17 protein-coding genes and 2 tRNA genes are annotated in these 19,258 nt (G+C 73.5%); 12 read left to right on the top strand and 7 right to left on the bottom strand.

The annotated features are described in order from the left end of the window. Nucleotides 1-116 precede the first annotated feature (116 nt). Complete coding sequence (locus O7603_RS09045) at nt 117-941, top strand: peptidylprolyl isomerase (RefSeq protein WP_281575241.1); 825 nt, start codon at nt 117-119, stop codon at nt 939-941. A gap of 119 nt (nt 942-1,060) precedes the next feature. After that, a complete protein-coding gene (locus O7603_RS09040) occupies nt 1,061-2,011 on the top strand; it encodes an alpha/beta hydrolase (protein ID WP_281575240.1) in 951 nt (316 codons plus the stop codon). Here O7603_RS09040 and O7603_RS09035 read toward each other — a convergent pair. Then, nucleotides 1,951-3,006: a LacI family DNA-binding transcriptional regulator gene (locus tag O7603_RS09035; RefSeq protein WP_281575239.1), complete on the bottom strand. Its 1,056-nt coding sequence runs from the start codon at nt 3,004-3,006 to the stop codon at nt 1,951-1,953. The two genes, O7603_RS09040 and O7603_RS09035, sit on opposite strands and share 61 nt — an antisense overlap. A gap of 138 nt (nt 3,007-3,144) precedes the next feature. On the opposite strand from O7603_RS09035, the gene O7603_RS09030 reads away from it, so the two are divergent. The 6 genes from O7603_RS09030 (at nt 3,145) to O7603_RS09005 (ending at nt 10,296) form a co-directional block, all read left to right on the top strand. Next, nucleotides 3,145-4,452, top strand: coding sequence for an extracellular solute-binding protein (locus O7603_RS09030; RefSeq protein ID WP_281575238.1), 1,308 nt, complete (start codon nt 3,145-3,147; stop codon nt 4,450-4,452). Next, nucleotides 4,449-5,447 (top strand): sugar ABC transporter permease, encoded by a 999-nt coding sequence (locus O7603_RS09025; protein ID WP_281575237.1) that lies wholly within the window; start codon nt 4,449-4,451, stop codon nt 5,445-5,447. The genes O7603_RS09030 and O7603_RS09025 overlap by 4 nt, the downstream gene beginning before the upstream one ends. Then, entirely contained in the window at nt 5,444-6,313 is an 870-nt protein-coding gene (locus O7603_RS09020; protein ID WP_281576645.1) for a carbohydrate ABC transporter permease, read from the top strand. Before O7603_RS09025 ends, O7603_RS09020 begins: the two co-directional genes overlap by 4 nt. Before the next feature lie 97 nt (nt 6,314-6,410). Further along, on the top strand, nt 6,411-8,789 hold the full coding sequence (locus O7603_RS09015) for a glycoside hydrolase family 3 N-terminal domain-containing protein (RefSeq protein ID WP_281575236.1): 2,379 nt from the start codon (nt 6,411-6,413) through the stop codon (nt 8,787-8,789). A 102-nt stretch (nt 8,790-8,891) separates the two neighbouring features. Then, entirely contained in the window at nt 8,892-9,692 is an 801-nt protein-coding gene (locus tag O7603_RS09010) for a M15 family metallopeptidase (protein ID WP_281576644.1), read from the top strand. A 97-nt stretch (nt 9,693-9,789) separates the two neighbouring features. Next, a complete protein-coding gene (locus O7603_RS09005) occupies nt 9,790-10,296 on the top strand; it encodes a DinB family protein (protein ID WP_281575235.1) in 507 nt (168 codons plus the stop codon). Nucleotides 10,297-10,302: 6 nt separating this feature from the next. Here the strand turns inward: O7603_RS09005 and O7603_RS09000 are convergent, their stop codons facing one another. Beyond that, nucleotides 10,303-11,295 carry a YafY family protein gene (locus tag O7603_RS09000; protein ID WP_281575234.1) on the bottom strand — a complete coding sequence of 331 codons (993 nt, stop codon included), beginning with the start codon at nt 11,293-11,295 and terminating at the stop codon, nt 10,303-10,305. 92 nt (nt 11,296-11,387) lie between these two features. Between O7603_RS09000 and O7603_RS08995 the strand changes: the two genes are divergently transcribed. After that, on the top strand, nt 11,388-11,810 hold the full coding sequence (locus O7603_RS08995) for a VOC family protein (RefSeq protein WP_281575233.1): 423 nt from the start codon (nt 11,388-11,390) through the stop codon (nt 11,808-11,810). 48 nt (nt 11,811-11,858) lie between these two features. On the opposite strand, the gene O7603_RS08990 is transcribed toward O7603_RS08995, so the two are convergent. Further along, a complete protein-coding gene (locus tag O7603_RS08990) occupies nt 11,859-12,452 on the bottom strand; it encodes a DUF6058 family natural product biosynthesis protein (RefSeq protein WP_281575232.1) in 594 nt (197 codons plus the stop codon). Nucleotides 12,453-12,845: 393 nt separating this feature from the next. Here O7603_RS08990 and O7603_RS08985 point away from each other — a divergent pair. The 3 genes from O7603_RS08985 to O7603_RS08975 all read left to right on the top strand — a co-directional run bounded on the left by O7603_RS08985 (nt 12,846) and on the right by O7603_RS08975 (nt 14,262). Then, nucleotides 12,846-12,917 (top strand) — tRNA-Glu (locus O7603_RS08985). Nucleotides 12,918-12,953: 36 nt separating this feature from the next. Next, nucleotides 12,954-13,027, top strand: a tRNA-Gly gene (locus O7603_RS08980). 35 nt (nt 13,028-13,062) lie between these two features. Then, entirely contained in the window at nt 13,063-14,262 is a 1,200-nt protein-coding gene (locus O7603_RS08975) for an RtcB family protein (protein ID WP_281575231.1), read from the top strand. 63 nt (nt 14,263-14,325) lie between these two features. Here the strand turns inward: O7603_RS08975 and O7603_RS08970 are convergent, their stop codons facing one another. The 4 genes from O7603_RS08970 to O7603_RS08955 all read right to left on the bottom strand — a co-directional run bounded on the left by O7603_RS08970 (nt 14,326) and on the right by O7603_RS08955 (nt 19,254). Then, on the bottom strand, nt 14,326-14,838 hold the full coding sequence (locus O7603_RS08970; RefSeq protein ID WP_281575230.1) for a pyridoxamine 5'-phosphate oxidase family protein: 513 nt from the start codon (nt 14,836-14,838) through the stop codon (nt 14,326-14,328). A gap of 240 nt (nt 14,839-15,078) precedes the next feature. Continuing rightward, nucleotides 15,079-16,578: an MFS transporter gene (locus O7603_RS08965; protein WP_281575229.1), complete on the bottom strand. Its 1,500-nt coding sequence runs from the start codon at nt 16,576-16,578 to the stop codon at nt 15,079-15,081. A gap of 247 nt (nt 16,579-16,825) precedes the next feature. Continuing rightward, on the bottom strand, nt 16,826-17,731 hold the full coding sequence (locus tag O7603_RS08960) for a Gmad2 immunoglobulin-like domain-containing protein (protein ID WP_281575228.1): 906 nt from the start codon (nt 17,729-17,731) through the stop codon (nt 16,826-16,828). Beyond that, the gene (locus tag O7603_RS08955; RefSeq protein WP_281575227.1) at nt 17,728-19,254 is read right to left on the bottom strand and encodes a HAMP domain-containing sensor histidine kinase; all 1,527 of its coding nucleotides are present in this window, start codon (nt 19,252-19,254) and stop codon (nt 17,728-17,730) included. The genes O7603_RS08960 and O7603_RS08955 overlap by 4 nt, the downstream gene beginning before the upstream one ends. Nucleotides 19,255-19,258: the final 4 nt, after the last annotated feature.

Below are 19,258 nucleotides of genomic sequence, written 5' to 3'. Positions count from 1 at the left end.
CGCGTCCCGGCGCTGTCCCCGACCGGTTCCGACACGCCGTGGACCCCGCGTACGGATCGACAACGGCCGACGGTATCCATAGACTCCGGTCGCTCCGGTACCACGAGTCCAGGAGGATGCCCGTGTCGCGTGAACCACGACCGCAGCCCGTGTCCGCACCGCGTCGCCCGACCCGTACGCGCACCCGCCTCGCGGCGGTGGCACTGATCGCCGGGACGCTGGTCACCGCCGGCGGTACCGCCGCCGTGGCGGCCCCCGTCGCCGCGTCCGGCACCGCACTGGCGGCCGCCGGAACGGACGCGCCCCGCACGACCCATGGCCCGTGCGGCTACACGGCGACACCCGAGGAGCCGGCGGCCCGGCCGGTCCCGCTGCCGCCCGACCCCCGCCGTACGCCGGATCGGGGCACCGTGCGGGTGACGCTGTGGACCAACCACGGCCCGATCGGGCTGACCCTGGACCGGGCGGCCGCGCCGTGCACCGTGCAGAGCTTCCTGCACCTGACCCGGCACCGCTTCTACGACCGGACCTCCTGCCACCGCCTCACCGCGTACCCCACGCTCAGCGTGTTGCAGTGCGGTGACCCGTCCGGCACCGGCTCCGGCGGGCCCGGCTACCGCTACCGGGACGAGTTGCCGACCGACCTGCCCCCGGCGCCGACCGACCCGACGGGCGTCCGCCGGCTCTACGCCCGGGGCACCCTCGCGATGGCCAACGCCGGCCCGGACACCAACGGCAGCCAGTTCTTCCTCGTCTACGCCGACTCGGCGCTGCGGCCGAACTACACGGTCTTCGGCTCGGTGGACCGGGCCGGGCTGACCACGCTCGACCGGATCGCCGCCGGGGGAGTGGCCCCGACCGAGGAGGACCCGGCCCCGGTCGACGGCGCGCCCGCGCTGCCGGTCGACATCCGCAAGGCCTTCCGGCACTACCACCACTGACCACGCGTCCGTCGCCGCGCCGGACCGGGTCCGGCGCGGCCGGGCGGGCGGTCCGGCCGGCCGGGTCCGGCATAGCCGTGGCCAGAGTGGGCATCACGACGGCCAGGGCGAGGAGAGGGGTGGCCGTGGTCGGGGCGGCACCGGTGCGACACCAGCGGGTGGAGGTCGACGGTGTCGACGTCTTCTACCGCGAGGCCGGGCCGGCGGAGGCGCCGGTCGTGCTGCTGCCGCACGGCTATCCCTGCTCGTCTTTCCAGTACCGCAACCTGATGGCCGCGCTGGGAGACCGGTGGCGGCTGGTCGCGCCGGATCTGCCCGGCTTCGGCTACAGCGCCACCCCCGACCCGGCCGGCTTCGACTACACGTTCGCCGGCTACGGCCGTTTCCTCCGGCGGTTCGTGGACACCCTCGGCCTCGTCCGCTACGCGATCTACCTGCACGACTACGGCTCACAGCACGGCTTCCGGCTGGCCATGTCGGCACCCGACCGGGTCGCCGCCCTGATCGTGCAGAACGGCGACATCTACCGCGACGAGTTCGGCCCGAAGTACGCCCCGCTGCTGCGGTACTGGGAGCGGCCCACGCCGCAGGGGCGGGCGGAGTTGGCCGGCAACGTGACCGAGGCGGGGTTCCGCGACGAGTTCCTCGGTGAGCTGCCCGCCCGGCTGGCCGGCCGGGTCAGCCCGGACCTGTGGACGCTCGCCTGGGCGCAACTGCGGACGCCGCCGCGGCCGGAGATCCTCGTCGGGATCTTCGGTGACCAGGCGAACACCCTGGCCGACTTTGCCGGAATGCAGGCTTACCTGCGGGAGTTCCGGCCGCCGACCCTGATCGTGTGGGGGCCGCACGACGGCTACATGCCCGCCGGGGCGGCCCGGGCATACCTGCGTGATCTGCCCGACGCCGAGCTTCATCTGCTCGACGGCGGGCACTGGGCGTTGGAGACCAATCTCGACGAGATCGCCGCGCTGTCGCGCGACTTCCTCGACAGGGTCCACCCGCCAGCAACTCAGCCGTTCCGTTCGGCAGGGGCAGACGAGGGGCGACCGGATCCGGGCGGCGGGGGGTAGGGCGCGCAGGAGGCGCGGACGACCAGCTCGGTGGGCAGCCGGACGTGCGTGTCGCGTTCGACGCCGGCGATCAGGTCGATGAGCAGGCGCAACGCCTCGGCGCCCATGCGCTGCAGCGGTTGGGCGATCGTGGTGAGCGGCGGGGTGACCAGCGCCGACTCGGGAACGTTGTCGAAGCCGATCACGGACAGGTCGTCGGGCACCGTGAGACCCATGGTCCGGGCGACGTCCATGGTCGAGATCGCGGAGAGGTCGTTTCCCGCGAAGACGGCGGTCGGCCGGTCGGGCAGCGCGAGCAGCTCCTCGGCCGTGGCGGCGGCGCTCTCGATCCGGAACCCGCCGACGCGCACGAGCCGTTCGTCCACCGCCACGCCGGCGTCGGCCATGGCCTGCCGGAAGCCCGCCTCGCGCAGGCGTGCCGACTCGAGGTCGGGGCGTCCGCTGATGTGCCCGATGCGGCGGTGACCGAGCGACAGCAGGTAGTTGGTCGCGAGCACGGCGCCGGCGAAGTTGTCGGAGTCGACGGTGGGCAGGCCCGACGGGCCGGTGTGGGGGTCGACGGCCACGACGTGGAAACCCTGCTTGGTCTCGACCACGGTCGGCGTGACGATCACGGCCCCGTCGATGAGCGTTCCGGACAGGCGTGCCAGTGAGCGCCGCTCCCAGCCGACGGCCGTGCCGTCGCCGTCGCCGCCGGAGTAGGCCAGCAGCTGGTAGCCGGTGCCGGCGACCTCCTTCGACGCCCCCTTGAGCAGCTCGGTCGAGAACGGCTCGAACTCGGCGACCAGGATGCCCAGGACGTTGGTGCGGTGACTGCGCAGGCTCTGCGCCCCCAGGCTGGCCTCGTACCCGAGCTGGTGGATGACCTGCCGTACGCGCTCCACGGTCGCCTGGGCCACGCCGTACCGACCGTTGACGACCTTCGACACGGTGGCCACCGAGACGCCGGCCGTACGGGCCACGTCCGACATCTTGACACGCTCCGGGAAGGTCACGCCGACGATGATAAAGGGCTGCCAGGAGGCCGTCGCAGGGGAGTCGAAAACGTTATCGACAACGGTTGACACCCCGTTACACGGCTGTAAAACTCGCCGCACCTGAGTACCGCCACTGCTAGTCGAGGAGACGTGTCGATGGCGATGAAGCACCGCGCGGGCGCCGTTCTGGCGCTGTTCGTGACCACCGCACTGCTCGTCGCCGGGTGTAACGGCGGCGACGGCGAGGCGCCCGCCGAGAACGAGCTCTACAAGAACCCGGTGACCCTGACCTGGTGGCACAACGCCTCCCAGGACGGGCCTGGCAAGACGTACTGGGAGAAGGTCGCCAAGGACTTCTCCGCGCTCCACCCGACCGTCACGATCCAGATCGAGGCGATCGAGACCAACCAGCTCCAGCGCACCCGGCTCCCCGCCGCGCTCCTGACCAGCGACCCGCCGGACATCTTCGCGGCGTGGGGCGGCGGCGAGATGCGCGAGCAGGTGGGGGCCGACTACCTCAAGGACATCACCGAGCAGGCCAAGGCCGAGGTCGCCAACATCGGCAGCGCGGCCGAGATCTGGCAGGTGGACGGCAAGCAGTACGGCCTGCCGTTCCGGATGGGCATCGAGGGCGTCTGGTACAACAAGGACATGTTCGCGCGAGCGGGCATCACCGCTCCGCCGACCACGTTCGAGGAGCTCAACCAGGCGGTCACGAAGCTCAAGGCCATCAACGTCGTCCCGATCGCCCTGGGGGCCGGTGACAAGTGGCCCGCCGCGCACTGGTGGTACAACTTCGCGCTGCGCGCCTGCTCGGTCGACACGCTCAAGAAGGCGTCCGTCGACCTCGTCTTCGACGACCCGTGCTTCGTGAAGGCCGGCCAGGACCTGAAGACCTTCATCGCCACCAACCCGTTCCAGCCCAACTTCATCGCCACGCCCGGCCAGAACGACCCGACCAGCGCCAACGGCCTGCTCGCCAACGGCAAGGCCGCGATGGAGCTCATGGGCGACTGGAACCGAGGCACCCTGCAGACCGCCGCCGAGGACCCCGAGGCGCTCGCGAAGTTCCTCGGCTGGTTCCCCGTGCCGGCGATCGCCGGCTCCGCCGGTGACCCGAAGGCGGCCCTCGGCGGCGGCGACGGGTTCGCCTGTGCCAAGAACGCCCCGGCCGAGTGCGTCGAGTTCCTCAAGTACATCGTGAGCCCCGAGGTGCAGAAGGGCTACGCCGAGACCGGCACCGGCCTCCCCGTCGCCAAGGGCGCGGAGGGCGGCATCACCGACCCCGCTCTGAAGTCCATCCTGGAGGCCACGTCCGGCGCGACCTACGTGCAGCTCTGGCTGGACACGGCCTTCGGCAGCACCGTCGGCAACGCGATGAACGACGCGGTCGTCGCCATCTTCGCCGGTAACGGCACGCCCGAGCAGGTCGTCTCGGCGATGAAGGCGGCCGCGAAGAAGTGACCTCCACCGACCAGACCGTGAACCCCGTCGGCGGCGCGGACGCGCCGCCGGCGGGCCCCCCGGCCGGACGGCGCTCGTCCGCCCGCGCGGCCGAGACCCGACGCAAGTGGTACGAGATCATCGGGCTCACCACGCCGGCGGTCGTCGTCTACGTGATGTTCGTGCTGGTGCCGATGGGCTTCGCGGTCTACTACAGCCTCTTCCGGTGGCGCGGGGTCGGGCCGCCCACCGACTACGTCGGATTCGACAACTACATCCTCGCCTTCGAGGATCCGATCTTCCTGGACGCGCTGCGCAACAACGGCATCATCGTGGTCGGGTCACTGCTCGTCCAGGGCCCCATCGCCCTGGGCGTGGCCCTGCTGCTCAACCGTCGTTTCCGCGGGCGCACCGCGTTCCGCCTGCTGGTGTTCGTGCCCTACGTCCTCGCCGAGGTCACCGTCGGCATCATGTGGAAGCTGCTCCTGACCGACGGCGGCACCGTCGACGCCCTGCTGCGGCAGCTCGGCCTGGGCGGCCTGGTGCAGGCGTGGCTCGCCGACCTCGACATCGTGATCTGGACGATGCTGTTCGTCCTCACCTGGAAGTACGTCGGCTTCGCCATCATCCTCCTGCTCGCCGGCCTGTCGAACGTGCCGCCCGAGCTGACCGAGGCCGCCGCGATCGACGGCGCGAGCTGGTGGCAGACCCAGCGCCATGTCACGCTCCCGCTGCTGGGCCCGACGATCCGGATCTGGATGTTCCTGTCGATGATCGGATCGTTCCAGGCCTTCGAGGTGATCTGGGTGACCTCGGTGCCCGCGGTCCGGTCACTCGGCGCCTCGGCCACCATGGCCACCTACATGGTGGACAACGGCTTCTTCGCCCGCCTCTGGGGCTACGGCAACGCGGTCGCCGTGATCCTGTTCGTCATCTCGTTCATCGCGGCGCTGCTGTTCCAGCGCTTCCTCCTCCGTCGCGACATCGAGGGCGCCGTCACCGGAAGGAGGAACTGATCGTGGCCGGGAACGCCGTGCTGTCCCCCTCGGCACCGCAACGCCGTCCGTTCTCGTGGGGCAGTCCACTCACCTACGGGCTGGCGCTCGCGGTCGCCGCCGTGTCCATCGCCCCGGTGGTCTACGTGATCGTCGGCGGCTTCCGCACCACCCCGCAGATCATCGCGGACCCGGCCGGGCTGCCCGACCCGTGGGTCTGGGACAACTACGCCCGGGTGCTGACGCAGAGCGACTTCTGGCAGCAGGCGTTCAACAGCGCGGTGATCGCCCTGGGCACGACGGTCGGCGTCGTGCTGCTCGGCGTCTGCGCGGCGTTCGTGCTCGCCCGGTACACGTTCCGCGGGCGCGAAGCCCTCTACACCTTCTTCACGCTCGGCCTGCTCTTCCCCTCCGGGGCGGCGATCCTGCCGCTCTACCTCATGCTGCGCGACCTGGATCTGATCAACTCCTACTACGCGGTGATCCTCCCGCAGATCGCCTTCTCGTTGCCGCTCACGATCGTGATCCTGCGTCCCTTCCTGGCTGCCGTCCCCCGCGAGTTGGAGGACGCCGCCGCGATCGACGGGGCGGGCCGGCTCGGCTTCCTCTGGCGCATCATGCTGCCGCTGTCCCGGCCCGCGCTCGTCACCGTCGGGGTCCTCGCGTTCGTGGCGAGCTGGAACGCGTTCCTCCTGCCGCTGCTCGTCCTCGGCGACGTCGACCTGCACACCCTGCCGCTGGGCGTGCAGAGCTTCTCGAGCCAGTACACCTCCGACACGGCGGGGATCCTCGCGTTCACCTCGCTGGCGATGTTGCCGGCACTCCTCTTCTTCACGTTCGCCGAGAAGCAGATCGTCGGTGGCCTGCAGGGTGCGGTGAAGGGCTGAGCAGCAGCGGTACGCGCAGAGAGGCGAAACACCGTATGACCGTCAATGTGATCGCCCGCCGGGCCCCGCTGCGGGGGCTGACGGGCGTCGGAGGAAAGTGACCGACAACGTGACCCTGGACATCGAACGAGGCGCCGCGACCTGGAACGACCCGTCGTACGACCTCACCACGCGGGTCGACGCCCTGGTCGCCGCGATGACCCTGGCGGAGAAGGTGGCCCAGCTCTACGGCGTGTGGGTCGGCGCGTCCGCCGACGGGAGCGAGGTCGCGCCGCACCAGCACGAGATGGCGGAGCCGGTCGACCTGGAGGCCCTGCTGGACAACGGGCTCGGCCAGCTCACCCGGCCGTTCGGCACCGCGCCGGTCGACCCGGCGCTCGGCGCGCTCTCGCTGCTGCGGACCCAGCAGCGCATCACCGCCGGGAACCGGTTCGGCATCCCCGCCCTGGCCCACGAGGAGTGCCTGGCGGGCTTCGCGACCTGGGGTGCCACCGCGTACCCGGTGCCGCTGTCCTGGGGTGCCACCTTCGACCCCGCGCTGGTCCGGCGGATGGCCGACGCGATCGGCGCCGACCTGCGCCGCCTCGGTGTGCACCAGGGACTCGCGCCGGTGCTCGACGTCGTCCGCGACGCGCGGTGGGGGCGGGTCGAGGAGACCATCGGCGAGGACCCCTACCTGGTCGGCACGGTCGCCACCGCGTACATCCAGGGGCTGGAGTCCGCGGGTGTGGTGGCCACCCTCAAGCACTTCGCCGGCTACTCCGCCTCGCGGGCCGGCCGCAACCTCGCGCCGGTCTCGATGGGGCCGCGCGAGCGGGCCGACGTGATCCTGCCGCCGTTCGAGATGGCGGTCCGGGAGAGCGGCGCCCGGTCGGTGATGCACGCCTACACCGACACCGACGGGATGCCGTCGGCGGCCGACGAGCAGCTGCTCACCGGCCTGCTCCGGGACACCTGGGGGTTCACCGGCACGGTGGTCGCCGACTACTTCGGCATCGCGTTCCTGCACACCCTGCACGGCGTGGCGGGCGACTGGAGCGAGGCGGCCGGCGCCGCGCTGGCCGCCGGCGTGGACGTCGAGCTGCCCACGGTGAAGACCTTCGGCGCGCCGCTGCACGCGGCGCTCGCCGCCGGGCAGGTGTCCGAGGCGCTGGTGGACCGCGCGGTGCGTCGGGTGCTGCTCCAGAAGGCGCAGCTCGGGCTCCTCGACGCGGACTGGAATCCGGTGCCGCCGGCCCTCGCCGGCGCCGACCTCACCGACCCGGACGCGCTGCGCGGCACGGTCGACCTGGACTCGCCGGCCAACCGGGCGCTCGCCCGGGAGGTGGCCGAACAGGCCGTGGTCCTGCTGCGTAACGACGGCGTGCTGCCGCTGGCCGGGCCGGCGCGGATCGCGGTGGTCGGACCGCAGGCCGAGAACCCGACCGCACCGCTGGGCTGCTACTCGTTCCCGCTGCACGTCGGGCCCCGCCACCCCGAGGTGCCGCTCGGGATCGACCTGCCCACCCTGGCGCAGGCGCTACGCGCCGAGCTCCCCAGCAGCGAGGTGGTCGTCGAGGCCGGCGTCACCGTCGACGGCCCGGACCCGAGCGGGATCGCGGCCGCCGTCGAGGCGGCGCGGGGCGCGGACGTGGTGATCGCCGCGCTGGGTGACCGGGCCGGGCTGTTCGGCCGGGGCACCAGCGGTGAGGGCTGCGACGCGGAGTCGCTGGCGCTGCCCGGCGTCCAGCAGCAGCTGCTCGACGCGCTGCTCGACGCCGGCACGCCGGTGGTCGTGACGCTGATCGCCGGCCGACCGTACGCGCTGGGCCGGGCCGTCGGCGAGGCGGCCGCCATCGTCGCGTCCTTCTTCCCCGGGGAGGAGGGGGCGCCGGCGATCGCCGGAGTGCTCAGCGGGCGGGTGGAGCCGCAGGGGCGGCTGCCGGTGAGCGTGCCGCGCGGCCCCGGCGGCCAGCCGACCACCTACCTCGCCGCGCGGCTCGGCCAGGCCAGCGACGTCTCCAACCTCGACCCCACACCGGCGTACGGGTTCGGGCACGGGCTCAGCTACACCCGGTTCGACTGGTCCGACCTGGCGGTCGAGCAGGCGGTGGCGGACACCGACGGCGAGCTGCGGCTGGCGTTCACGCTGCGCAACGCGGGCGACCGCTGGGGCAGCGAGGTGGTGCAGCTCTACGCGCACGACCCGGTGGCCTCGGTGGTGCAGCCGGTGCAGCGGCTGGTCGGCTACCTGCGGGTGCCGCTGGACGCGGGCGCGGCCTGCCGGATCGAGGTGACCGTGCCGGCCGACCTGTTCTCGTTCACCGGGCGGGACGGGCGGCGGCTGGTCGAGCCGGGCGAGCTGGAGCTGCGGCTGGCCGCGTCCAGCGCCGACCCCCGGCTGGTCGCGGGGGTCGCGCTGCGCGGCCCGGTCCGCCCGGTCGACCACACCCGGCGGATGCATCCGCGATTCAGCGTCACACCGAGCGCCGGCTGATAGACAGGAGGGGTGCGCAGGTCAGGTGCCTCGGTCGGCCGACGGCGGCCCGGCGCGGCACTGCGCCGCCGGCGGCCGTCGCCGCGCCGGGCCGCCGTCGCGCTGTTCGCGCTCGTCGCGGCGCTCGCGGGCTGCTCGCGGCCGGAACCCCGGCCGGCCCCCACACCGGCCAGCCCCAGCCCGTCGGCGTCGGCCACCGGCCGGCCGGCGCTGCCCGGCTTCGTGGTGCTCGGCGACGTGGATCCGCGCATCCGCACCGACATCCGCTACGCCACCCCGCACAACTTCGTCGGCCGGCCGATCGCCGGCTACCCGGAGCCGCTCTGCCTGCTCACCCGGCCGGCCGCCGAGGCGCTGCGCCGGGTCCAGGACGCCGCGCTGGCCGGCGGGCACAGCCTGAAGGTGTACGACTGCTACCGCCCGCAGCCCGCCGTCGACGACTTCGTCGCGTGGGCCAGGCACCCCGGGGAGCAGCAGATGAAGGCCGAGTTCTACCCCAGGGTGGCCAAGTCCCGGCTCTTCGACGACGGGTACATTGGCGCGCCCACCGCACACAGCCGGGGCAGTACGCTGGACCTGACGCTGGTCGACGTGCCCACCGCCACCCAGCCGCCCTACGTGCCCGGTCAGCCGCTCGTCTCCTGCACCGCCCCACGCGCCCAGCGGTTGCCGGACAACAGCGTCGACATGGGCACCGGCTTCGACTGCTTCGACACCCGGGCGCACACCGCCGACCCGGCCGTCACCGGCGTCGCCCGGGCCAACCGGATGCTGCTCAAGCGCCTCATGACCGACGGCGGGTTCGTCAACTACGACCGGGAGTGGTGGCACTACCGGTTCCGGGACGAGCCGTACCCGGACCGCTACTTCGGCGCCCCGGTGGCCCGTTCGTCGGTGGGCTGAACCGCGCTCCCGGTTCGCGTCCGGCATGATCATCTGTGCCGTCGAGAGCGGCACCGATGACGCGGGAGTGGACGGCCCGCGCAGAAGGGAGACGGCAGTGACGACGGAGCGCATCAGCCCACCGGTGACCGGCGGGGAGCGGGAGATGCTGCGGGCCTTCCTCGACTACCACCGGGCGACACTCGCCCTGAAGTGCGACGGGCTCTCCGACGAGGAGCTGCGCCGCCAGTCGTCGCCCCCGTCGACGCTTTCCCTGCTCGGCCTGGTCCGGCACATGGCCGAGGTGGAGCGGGCCTGGTTCCGCCGCACCATCAACGGCGAGGACGTCCCGCTGGTGTGGTCGTCCCGCGGCGACTACCAGGAGGCGTACGACGCCCGCTCGTCGACCCGCACGGAGGCGTTCGCGGCCTGGCGTCGGGAGGTGGAGCACTCCCGGCGCATCGAACGGGAGGCGGAGTCGCTGGACGTGACCGGCCACCAGGCCCGGTGGGGTGAGGACGTGTCGCTGCGGCTGGTGATGCTGCACCTGATCCACGAGTACGCGCGCCACAACGGGCACGCCGACTTCCTCCGGGAGGCGATCGACGGCGCCGTCGGCGCCTGACGCCGGTCACTTCGCGGCGCCGCTCTCCGCGCTGACCACCGGGTCGGCGGCGGCCGCGGCGGCGTACCGGTCGGCCAGCCGGCGCAGCAGGTCGCGCAGCTCCGGCGGGTCGAGCACCTCAAACGGCACGTCGAGGGTGCCCAGGAACGCGGCGAGGTTGGTCAGCGACTCGCCGCCGGTGTGCAGCAGGCAGCGGTGCTCGTCGACCGCTTCCAGCAGCCCGGCCGTGGCCGGCAGCCGCTCCGCCATCGCGGCGGCGGAGGCGTGCAGGCGTACGCGTGCGGGGTGCGGCCACGCCGACGAGCCGACGCCGCGCAGCACGTGCGCGACGGCGTCGCCGCCGGGCGGCTCCCGGGGCGGGAAACGCGGCCCGGTCGGCACCCGGGGCCGGATCCGGTCGGCCCGGAAGGTCCGCCAGTCGGCCCGCTCGGTGTCCCAGCCGAGCAGGTACCACCGCCGTCCGGTGTAGACCAGCCGATGCGGCTCCACGCTGCGGACGCTGTCCGCGCCGTCGTGCCCGACGTAGTCGAAGCGCAGCCGCTCGCGGCGGTGGATGGCGGACGCGACGGCGGTCAGCGTGGCCGCGTCCACGGTCGGCCCACCGGCCGCGGCGGACACGGTGGCCGCCCGCAGCGCGTCCACCCGGTGCCGCAGCCGCGACGGCAGCGACCGTTCCAGCTTGGCCAGCGCCCGCAGCGACGTCTCCTCGATGCCGGCGACCGTGCCGGCCGCCGCGGCGCGCAGGCCGACCGCGACGGCGACCGCCTCGTCGTCGTCGAGCAGCAGCGGCGGCAGTTCCGAGCCGGCCCCGAGCCGGTAGCCGCCGCCGGCGCCCGGCCGGGAGTCGACGTGGTAGCCCAGCACGCGCAGCCGTTCCACGTCGTTGCGGACGGTCCGGGTGGTCACCCCGAGCCGGGCGGCGAGGTCCGCCCCGGACCGGTCCCGCCCGTCCTGCAGCAGGGCGAGCAGCCGCAGCAGCCGGGCCGAGGTCTCCAACATGTCGGCAAGTCTGCCAGCCATTGCGGAATCTACCGTTCCGCAATGGCTCGTAACGTCGACATCAGCGTTACCGACCGACGAGAGGAAGCACCATGCAGCTGCGAGGACTGGCCACCGTGAGCTTCTGGGCCGCCGACCTGACCGCCGCGAAGACCTGGTACGCGGACCTGCTCGGCGTCGAGCCCTACTACGAGGTGCGCGACGCCGAGGGCCGGCCGGCGTACTACGAGTTCCGGCTCGGCGACCACCAGCACGAACTGGGCCTGATCGACAGCCGCTACGCCCCACCGGGGACGCCGGCCGCGCCGGGCGGGGCGGTCGTCTACTGGCACGTCGACGACCTCGACGCGACCGTGGCGGCCCTGCTCGCGGCCGGTGCCCGGGAGCACCAGCCGCCCACCCCGCGCGGTGACGGCGACTTCGTCACCGCCTCGGTGGTGGACCCGTTCGGCAACATCCTCGGCGTCATGCGCAACCCGCACTACCTGCAGATGCTCGACGCGGTACGGGCCTGAACGGCGTCGGGGCCGGCGGGGAACTCGCCGGTCCCGACGCCGCCGCGGTCACCGTGGGTACCGGGCCCGGACCGCGTCGATGCAGGTGTCGCGGGAGGTCGGGCCATCGAACCGGAGCCGGTCGTACGCCGTGAACGCCGGTTCGAGCGCGTCCAGCTCGTCGACCAGTCCGTGCAGCCGGGCCCGGCGGCCGGAGTCCACCGGGCCGGCGTCCAATTCGTCGACCGCGGCGCGGATGGCGGCCACCAGCTCGCCCTTGCGCCTGATCGTCTCCGGGGTGACCGAGCGCAGGCAGACGTACTGGCCGCTCAGGTAGGCGTCCCACTCCGCGGCGCCCTCCGCGCGGTCGGCCCAGTGCGCGACGAACCAGTCCGCCAACCGCTCCGTGCCGCCGGACCGCTCGGCGAGGTCGAACAGGTCGGCGGGCACCATCTGCGCGCCGTCGGAGCGCAGGTACGACGGCAGCGGCAGCCGCCGGTCCAGCATCAACCGGCGTACCGCGTCGGGATCCCGTCCCCGCGCCGCGCAGAGCCTCTCCAGCACCACGAACTCCCGACTGACGTACGCGTCGTCCGCCAGCGTCATCGGATGGTCTCCGTTGACCTCCCGGAACCGCTCGGCCACCTGCCGTTCAAGATCCACGTGTCCTCCCTCGGTGCGTCTCAGGCCGGCACGCTAGCCGCGCGACGGTGCGGCGCCGGCCGAAACGTGGCCGCGCTGAATATCCATTGCGGGCGTCGAGCGGTGCGCCTACCGTCATCCGCGCAAGGTCAACAGACCGAACCCAGGGAGTACGCCGTGTCGCAGTGCACCAATACCCGGACCACGCGGTTCACGCCGCGTGGGGGTGCCCTGTTGTGCACCGGTGAACCAGCCCTGGGTGAGCGTCGGTCCATGTGGGACCGGCGCCGGGGGAGGCGGCGCGACTGACGCGCCCGCGCACACGCGCAGCCGCCCACCCCCGCCGGGGTCCGGGCGGCTTCTTCGTCCGTGGCCCCGGCACCGGGCGGGGCGGGGGGTCCCCCGCCCGGGCACGGGCCGTTGGAGCAGCGGAAGCTCACCCGGTTCTCACCCGGGAGGTCACGGGTTCGAATCCCGTACGGCCTACGTGACGACGCCGCCGGGCGTCGTCCGGAAAATCTCGCGGTTGTAGCGCAGCCCGGCAGCGCGTCACCTCGCCATGGTGAAGGTCGCCGGTTCGAATCCGGCCAGCCGCTCCGAGACAGCTCAGGCACGACACGAGGAGACGACGATGGGTTACACCACGCTGGCCGGTACCCGGGCGCCGGTCCGGGTCTGGACCGATCCGTACGCCATCGAGGAGCAGGCGGCCCGGCAGCTGCGCAACATCGGCACGCTGCCCTGGGTGGAGGGCGTCGCGGTGATGCCGGACGTGCACTTCGGCAAGGGCGCGACCGTCGGGTCGGTCATCGCGATGCGGCAGGCGGTGTCGCCGGCGGCGGTCGGGGTCGACATCGGCTGCGGCATGTCGGCGGTGCGGACCTCGCTCACCGCCGCCGACCTGCCCGACGACCTCGCCGGGCTGCGTTCCGCGATCGAGGCGGCGATCCCGGTCGGGTTCGCGCAGCGCGAGCGGGCCGTCGACCCGCGCCGGGTGCGTGGCCTGGAGCAGCGCGGCTGGGACGACTTCTGGCGCCGGTTCGCCGACCTCGACCGCAAGGTGGCGCAGCTGGAGGTCCGGGCGCAGCGGCAGCTGGGCACGCTCGGCGGCGGCAACCACTTCATCGAGGTCTGCCTGGAGCAGGGCGGCGCCGACGCGGGCCGGGTCTGGCTGATGCTGCACTCGGGGTCGCGGAACATCGGCAAGGAACTGGCCGAACGGCACATGGCGGTGGCCCGCCGGCTGCCGCACAACGCCGACCTGCCCGACCGGGACCTGGCGGTGTTCCTCGCCGGCACGCCGGAGATGGACGCGTACCGCCGGGACCTGTGGTGGGCGCAGGAGTACGCGCGGCGCAACAGGGCGGTCATGCTCGCCGTGCTGTGCGGCGTGGTCCGCGAGCGGTTCCCGCAGGTGAGCTACGACGAGCCGATCTCGTGCCACCACAACTACGTGGCGGAGGAGAACTACGGCGGCGTGGACGTGCTCGTGACCCGCAAGGGCGCGATCCGGGCCGGCCGGGGAGACCTGGGCATCATCCCGGGCTCGATGGGCACCGGGTCGTACATCGTGCGCGGCAAGGGCAACGCGGACGCGTACTGCTCGGCCTCGCACGGGGCGGGGCGGCGGATGTCGCGGGCGCAGGCGAAGCGGACCTACAGCACCGAGGACCTGGCGGCGCAGACGGCGGGGGTGGAGTGCCGCAAGGACGCCGGGGTGGTCGACGAGATCCCCGGCGCGTACAAGGACATCACCGAGGTGATGGCGCAGCAGGAGGACCTGGTCGAGGTGGTCGCACACCTCAAGCAGGTGATCTGCGTGAAGGGCTGAGCACGGACCGGCGCCCGGGGGGTGGGCGCCGGTCCGCCACCCGTGTCCGGCCGGGCCGCCTGATCAACCACGATGCCAAGACTGGCGGGGCGCGTAGCCCTCACGCCGCAACCAGTGCTCCGTGTAGACGATGCGGTCCGCCTCGACCACCACCAGCGGGTCGGCTGGTGGCTCGTCGAGCGAGCGGGACCGCTCCACGTGGTCGGACTGCCAGCGGACGGCGGGCCAGTAGTGGTCGCGTCCAGGATCGCCGGGCAGCAGCACCCGGGCGCGGCCGAAGACCTGCGCCCCGCGGCTGCTGGCCTGGCCGACCAGCGGGGCGAAGACGCCGAGCGAGACGCGCGGGTCGGCGGCGATGTTCCGCATCTTCGGCGACGTCGCCGCCGCGGTGAACATCAGCGCGAAGTCCAGATGGAAATAGCGCACCGGCGTGGCCAGCGGGCCGTCCGGCCCCGCCGTGGCCAGGACGCACATGTTCTGCGACGACAGCAGGTTGAGGATGCGCTCGTCCAGACGCTGCCGATCGAGTCGTTTCGTAGGCGTCGGACCGGCAAGCCACGGGTTGGTCACAGGCATGATCGATCTTCTCACCCGCCGGCTCCCGCGCGCGGCCGGCAATGCCTGTCGGTGGCGCCCGGCGAGTGGTGCCCTCGATCGGGGTTATGACTGAGAGGCATAACTATGCCTCTCAGTCATAACGCTCGTCGTGGTATCTGTCGTCCGCCGGTCGCGAGCCGTCCGTCGTCCGAGCGTCGCACCCGCACGCGATGCTTCCGAGCCACGGCGGTCCGGGCGGGTGGTCGCGCGGGGTCGTGCTCAGCCCAGGTGCGCCGCGCCGCCGGCGGGGACGTCCTCCCGACGCACCCGGATCAGCACGAGGGTCGCGAGGCCGGCGAGCAGGATCAGGCCAGCGGCCCAGACGAAGGCCATCGAGTAGCCGTGGATCAGCGCCTTGACCTGGGTGGCCGGGGACGGCGCCCGGGACGCCAGGTACGTGGTCACCGCGCTCGTGTAGATCGTGTTCAGCAGCGCGGTGCCGAGCGAGCCGCCGACCTGCTGGGTGGCGTTGAGCGTGGCGCTGGCCGCGCCCGCGTCGTGTTCGGGCACCCCGTACAGGGCGAGGCTGGACAGCGGCACGAAGGTGAAGCCGAGCCCCAGGCCGAGGACGACCTGGGCGGGCAGCAGATGGGTGACGAACGACGTGTCCACGTCGATCTGGGTGAGCACCGCCATGCCCACCACGGCGAGGATCGCACCGGCCAGCATCAGCGGCTTCGCCCCGACCCGGGGCAGCAGTTGGCTGGCACTGCCCGCGGCGATCAGCACGCCGGCGGTCACCGGCAGCGAGGCGAGCCCGGCCTCCAGCGGCGTGTAGCGCAGCACCACCTGGAAGTAGATGGTCAGGAAGAGGAACGCCCCGAAGAGCCCGGCGCCGATCAGCGTGGACGTGAGGTACGCGCCGCCGCGGTTGCGGTCCAGCAGGATCCGCATCGGCAGCAGGGGGTGGCTGGAGCGGTGTTCGATCACCACGAACGCGACGAGCAGCGCCACCCCGACCGCGATGAACGTGAGCGTCGCGGTGGCTCCCCAGCCGTCCTCGGCGGCGCGCGTGAAGCCGTACACGAGGGAGACCAGGCCGGCGGTGACGACCACCGCGCCGGGCACGTCGTAGCGGGTGTCGCCGTGGGCCCGGCTCTCCGGCACCAGCGGGAGCGCGGCGGCCAGCGCCACCGCGGCGATCGGGATGTTCACCAGCAGGCACCAGCGCCAGTCGGCGTACTCGGTGAGGACGCCCCCGAGCAGCAGGCCGACGGCCGAGCCGCCACCGGCGATCGCGCCGTACACGCCGAACGCCTTGGCTCGTTCCCGGGTGTCGGTGAAGAGCACGGTGAGCAGCGCCAGCGAGGCCGGGGCGAGCAGCGCGCCGAACGCCCCCTGCAACGCGCGGGCGGCGAAGAGCATCTCGCCGTTGTTGGCGAGACCGCCGACGGCGGAGGCGAGGGCGAACCCGACCATGCCGACCAGGAAGGCCCGCTTGCGCCCCCAGTAGTCGGCGATCCGCCCGCCGAGCAGCAGCAGGCCGCCGAAGGTGAGCGTGTACGCGGTGACCACCCACTGCCGGTTGGCGTCGCTGATGCCCAGGTCGGCCTGGGCGTGCGGCAGGGCGATGTTCACGATGGTGGCGTCCAGCACGACCATCAGTTGGGCGATCGCGATGACCGCGAGGGCGGCCCAGCGCCGCGGATGTGCCGCGGCCACCGCCTCGCCGCCGGGGGCGCCGGACGCGCCGGGGCTGGTCGAGGTTGTTCCGGGCATGGCGCGGCCTCCGTGAGGACTCGTTGCCGGCGGCGTACGTCGGGACGGTCAGGCGGGGCGGGAACGGGCGGCCCGGGCCGGCAGGGAGTCGTCGGCGGGCGGAAGCGCGGCGGAAGGCAGACGGCGACCCGGGACATGACCGGCGTGAAACCATGTCACGTCCGACGCTAGTGGGGCAGGTTCCGTCGGCGCAGCGGCTTCGGGTTTCCTCCCGCGACCGGGGTCGGAACGGCCCCGGATGGGTGGCTCACCGGGCGGGCACGAGGGTGACCGGCACGGTGACGACGTTGATCCGGGAGCCGTTGCGCGCGGACACCTCGTACACCTCGAGGCGGCCGCGCTGCTCGCCGGCGACGCGCCAGGTCAGCGGGGTCCGGTAGTCGCCGCGGCAGCCGCTCCCGCAGCTCGCGGTGGTGAAGGTGGTGGCGATCTCCCGGCCGCCGGCGTCGAGGAGCCGGATACTCACCGTGGCCTCGAACACGTCGGCGGTGCCGGTCACGGTCAGCGGGCTGCTGATCCGCTGCCCGATGGCCGGGCTGGTCACGACGATCGGCGGTAGCAGATCGGCGTAGTCGGCGCGGCCGACCGGGCCGTCGGCGCCCTCGGCCGGCGGGTCGAACCGCACCCGCCGCACGGTGGGGAACTGGGTGAGCGTCCACACCACCTGGGCCTGGCGCAGCCGCCGCGCCGCCGGGTCGCCGGCCACCGTGGCGAGCCGGACGGTGACGACGCCGTCGGCCACGCCGACCGGCTCGGCGCCCGTCGGGACCAGGGTGGTCAGCCCGGCGGCGGCCTCGGCGCGGGTCGGCCCGGCGATCAGCTCGGTGAGCGCCAGCCGGGAGGTGGCAACGGTGCTCGGTCGGGTGCGCCGGGTCGGCGTCAGCCGACCGTCGCGGACGAACCAGAGTTCGAGGTTGATCGTCCCGACCGTCGCCGAGGAGGTGGTCGGCGGCGGTGTGTCCGCCGGGGTGGGGCGCGGTCCCGACGGGGTCGGCGTGATGCCTGCGCTGCCGGTGGGGGAGGGCGACGGGGCGGGGGAGGCCGGCGGCGGCGCGGCGGTGGGGGCAGGGCCGAGCGACCCGGAACGGGGGTGGGCGCAGCCGGCCGGCAGCAGCGCGGCGGCCAGCAGGATGCCGGCCAGCAGTCGTCTCATCGTGCCTCCTCGCGGGCCGTCGTACTCGCGGGCCGGTCTGCCACGGCCGGGTGGCCGTCGTCGCGCGGCGGCCCGGCGGCGGCCTCATCCGGCGGCCCGTCGTCGTCGCCGGGCGGCCGGGCGGCCGGTTCGTCGAAGCCCGGCGGCCCGGCGGCGGGCAGGGCGAGCCGGAAACGGGTGCCGAGGCCGGGTTCGCTGCGGACGCTCAGCCGCCCGCCGAGCAGCCGGGCGTTCTCGTGGGCGATGGCGAGGCCGAGCCCGCTGCCGCGGCCGGAGCGGGCCGGGTCGACCTTGTAGAAGCGGTCGAAGAGTCGGGGCAGGTGGGTGGCGGGGATGCCGGGCCCGTGGTCGGTGACGTCGAAGAGCACGTCCGGCCCGTCCGTGTCGACGGTGGCCCGGATCTCGCCGCCGCCGTGCTGGACCGCGTTGCCGACCAGGTTCGCCAGCACCCGCTCCAGCCGCCGAGGGTCGGTGCGCAGCGGGGTCGGATCGCCCGCGACGGCCACCCGGTCGCGCCAGCCGCGCGCCGCCACCAGGGCGTGCAGCAGGGCGAGCGGGTCGACCGGCCGCACCTGCAGGGGTTCCTGCCCGGCGTCCAGGCGGGAGATCTCCATCAGGTCCTCGACCAGGCGGCGCAGCCGGACCACGTCGGCGACCAGCAGCTCGGCCGCCCGGCGGGCGTCGCCGGGAAGCTGGTCGGTGTGGTCGCGCAGCAGCGAGGCCGCCGCCACCAGGGCGGTCACCGGCGTACGCAGCTCGTGGGCGACGTCGGCGGTGAACCGCCGCTCCCGGGCCTGGGCTCGGGACAGCGCCTCGATCTTCGCCTCCAGCGCCTCGGCCATCTCGTTGAACGAGGCGGCCCAGGCGCTGAACTCGTCGCGTCCCCGCACCGGCAGGCGGGTGGCGAGCAGCCCCTCGGCGACGGCCCGGGCGGCCCGGCTCGCCCGGCCGACCGGTTCGAGGGTGCGCCGGGCCAGGGTGTGCCCCACCCCGGCGGCGGTGAGCACCACGAGCGCCCAGCCGCCGAGCAGCGCGGTGCGGAGCTGGTCGAGGTCGGCGAGCAGCTCCTCCTCGACGGTGACCGCGTACAGCTCGCTGTCCGACCCGGGTATCCGGCCGCCGACCACGAGCAGCCGCGGCCGGGCAGACGGCGCGGAGCGTTCGTAACCCAGCTCGCCGGCGGCGACGGTGGTCCGCAGCTCCGGGCCGAGCGGCGGCGCGAAGGCGGGGTTGGAGGACCGCACGTCGTCCCGGTCGACCAGCAGGACGTGCCGGCCGCTCGCCTCGAAGCTGCGCAGCAGTTCGGCACGGCGCTGGTCGGTCAGCGGCCGGAACTGCCCGGCCAGCACGAGCTGGTAGCGGGCGTCGGCGGCGGCCTGCTGCACCGAGGCGTCCAGCCGGGCCTGACGCAGCAGCAGGTACGACCCGCCGGCGAGCACCCCGGCGGAGACCCCGGCGACGAGCACGAACGCGATGGTCAGCCGGCGTCGGAGCCGACCCGGGGGGACGCGGTCCGCGGCCATCGCG

It is taken from the genome of Micromonospora sp. WMMD812 (assembly GCF_027497215.1).
Classification (GTDB): domain Bacteria; phylum Actinomycetota; class Actinomycetes; order Mycobacteriales; family Micromonosporaceae; genus Micromonospora.
Note: the sequence above shows the minus strand (reverse complement) of the source record. Positions and strands in the feature narration are given on the sequence as shown.

Coding starts and splice junctions, on each gene's coding strand:
- O7603_RS08995 (WP_281575233.1), top strand. CDS start 11,388: ATGCAGCTGCGAGGACTGGCCACCGTGAGCTTCTGGGCCGCCGACCTG.
- O7603_RS08960 (WP_281575228.1), bottom strand. CDS start 17,731: ATGAGACGACTGCTGGCCGGCATCCTGCTGGCCGCCGCGCTGCTGCCG.
- O7603_RS08955 (WP_281575227.1), bottom strand. CDS start 19,254: ATGGCCGCGGACCGCGTCCCCCCGGGTCGGCTCCGACGCCGGCTGACC.
- O7603_RS08975 (WP_281575231.1), top strand. CDS start 13,063: ATGGGTTACACCACGCTGGCCGGTACCCGGGCGCCGGTCCGGGTCTGG.
- O7603_RS09045 (WP_281575241.1), top strand. CDS start 117: ATGCCCGTGTCGCGTGAACCACGACCGCAGCCCGTGTCCGCACCGCGT.
- O7603_RS08970 (WP_281575230.1), bottom strand. CDS start 14,838: ATGCCTGTGACCAACCCGTGGCTTGCCGGTCCGACGCCTACGAAACGA.
- O7603_RS09030 (WP_281575238.1), top strand. CDS start 3,145: ATGGCGATGAAGCACCGCGCGGGCGCCGTTCTGGCGCTGTTCGTGACC.
- O7603_RS08965 (WP_281575229.1), bottom strand. CDS start 16,578: ATGCCCGGAACAACCTCGACCAGCCCCGGCGCGTCCGGCGCCCCCGGC.
- O7603_RS09000 (WP_281575234.1), bottom strand. CDS start 11,295: ATGTTGGAGACCTCGGCCCGGCTGCTGCGGCTGCTCGCCCTGCTGCAG.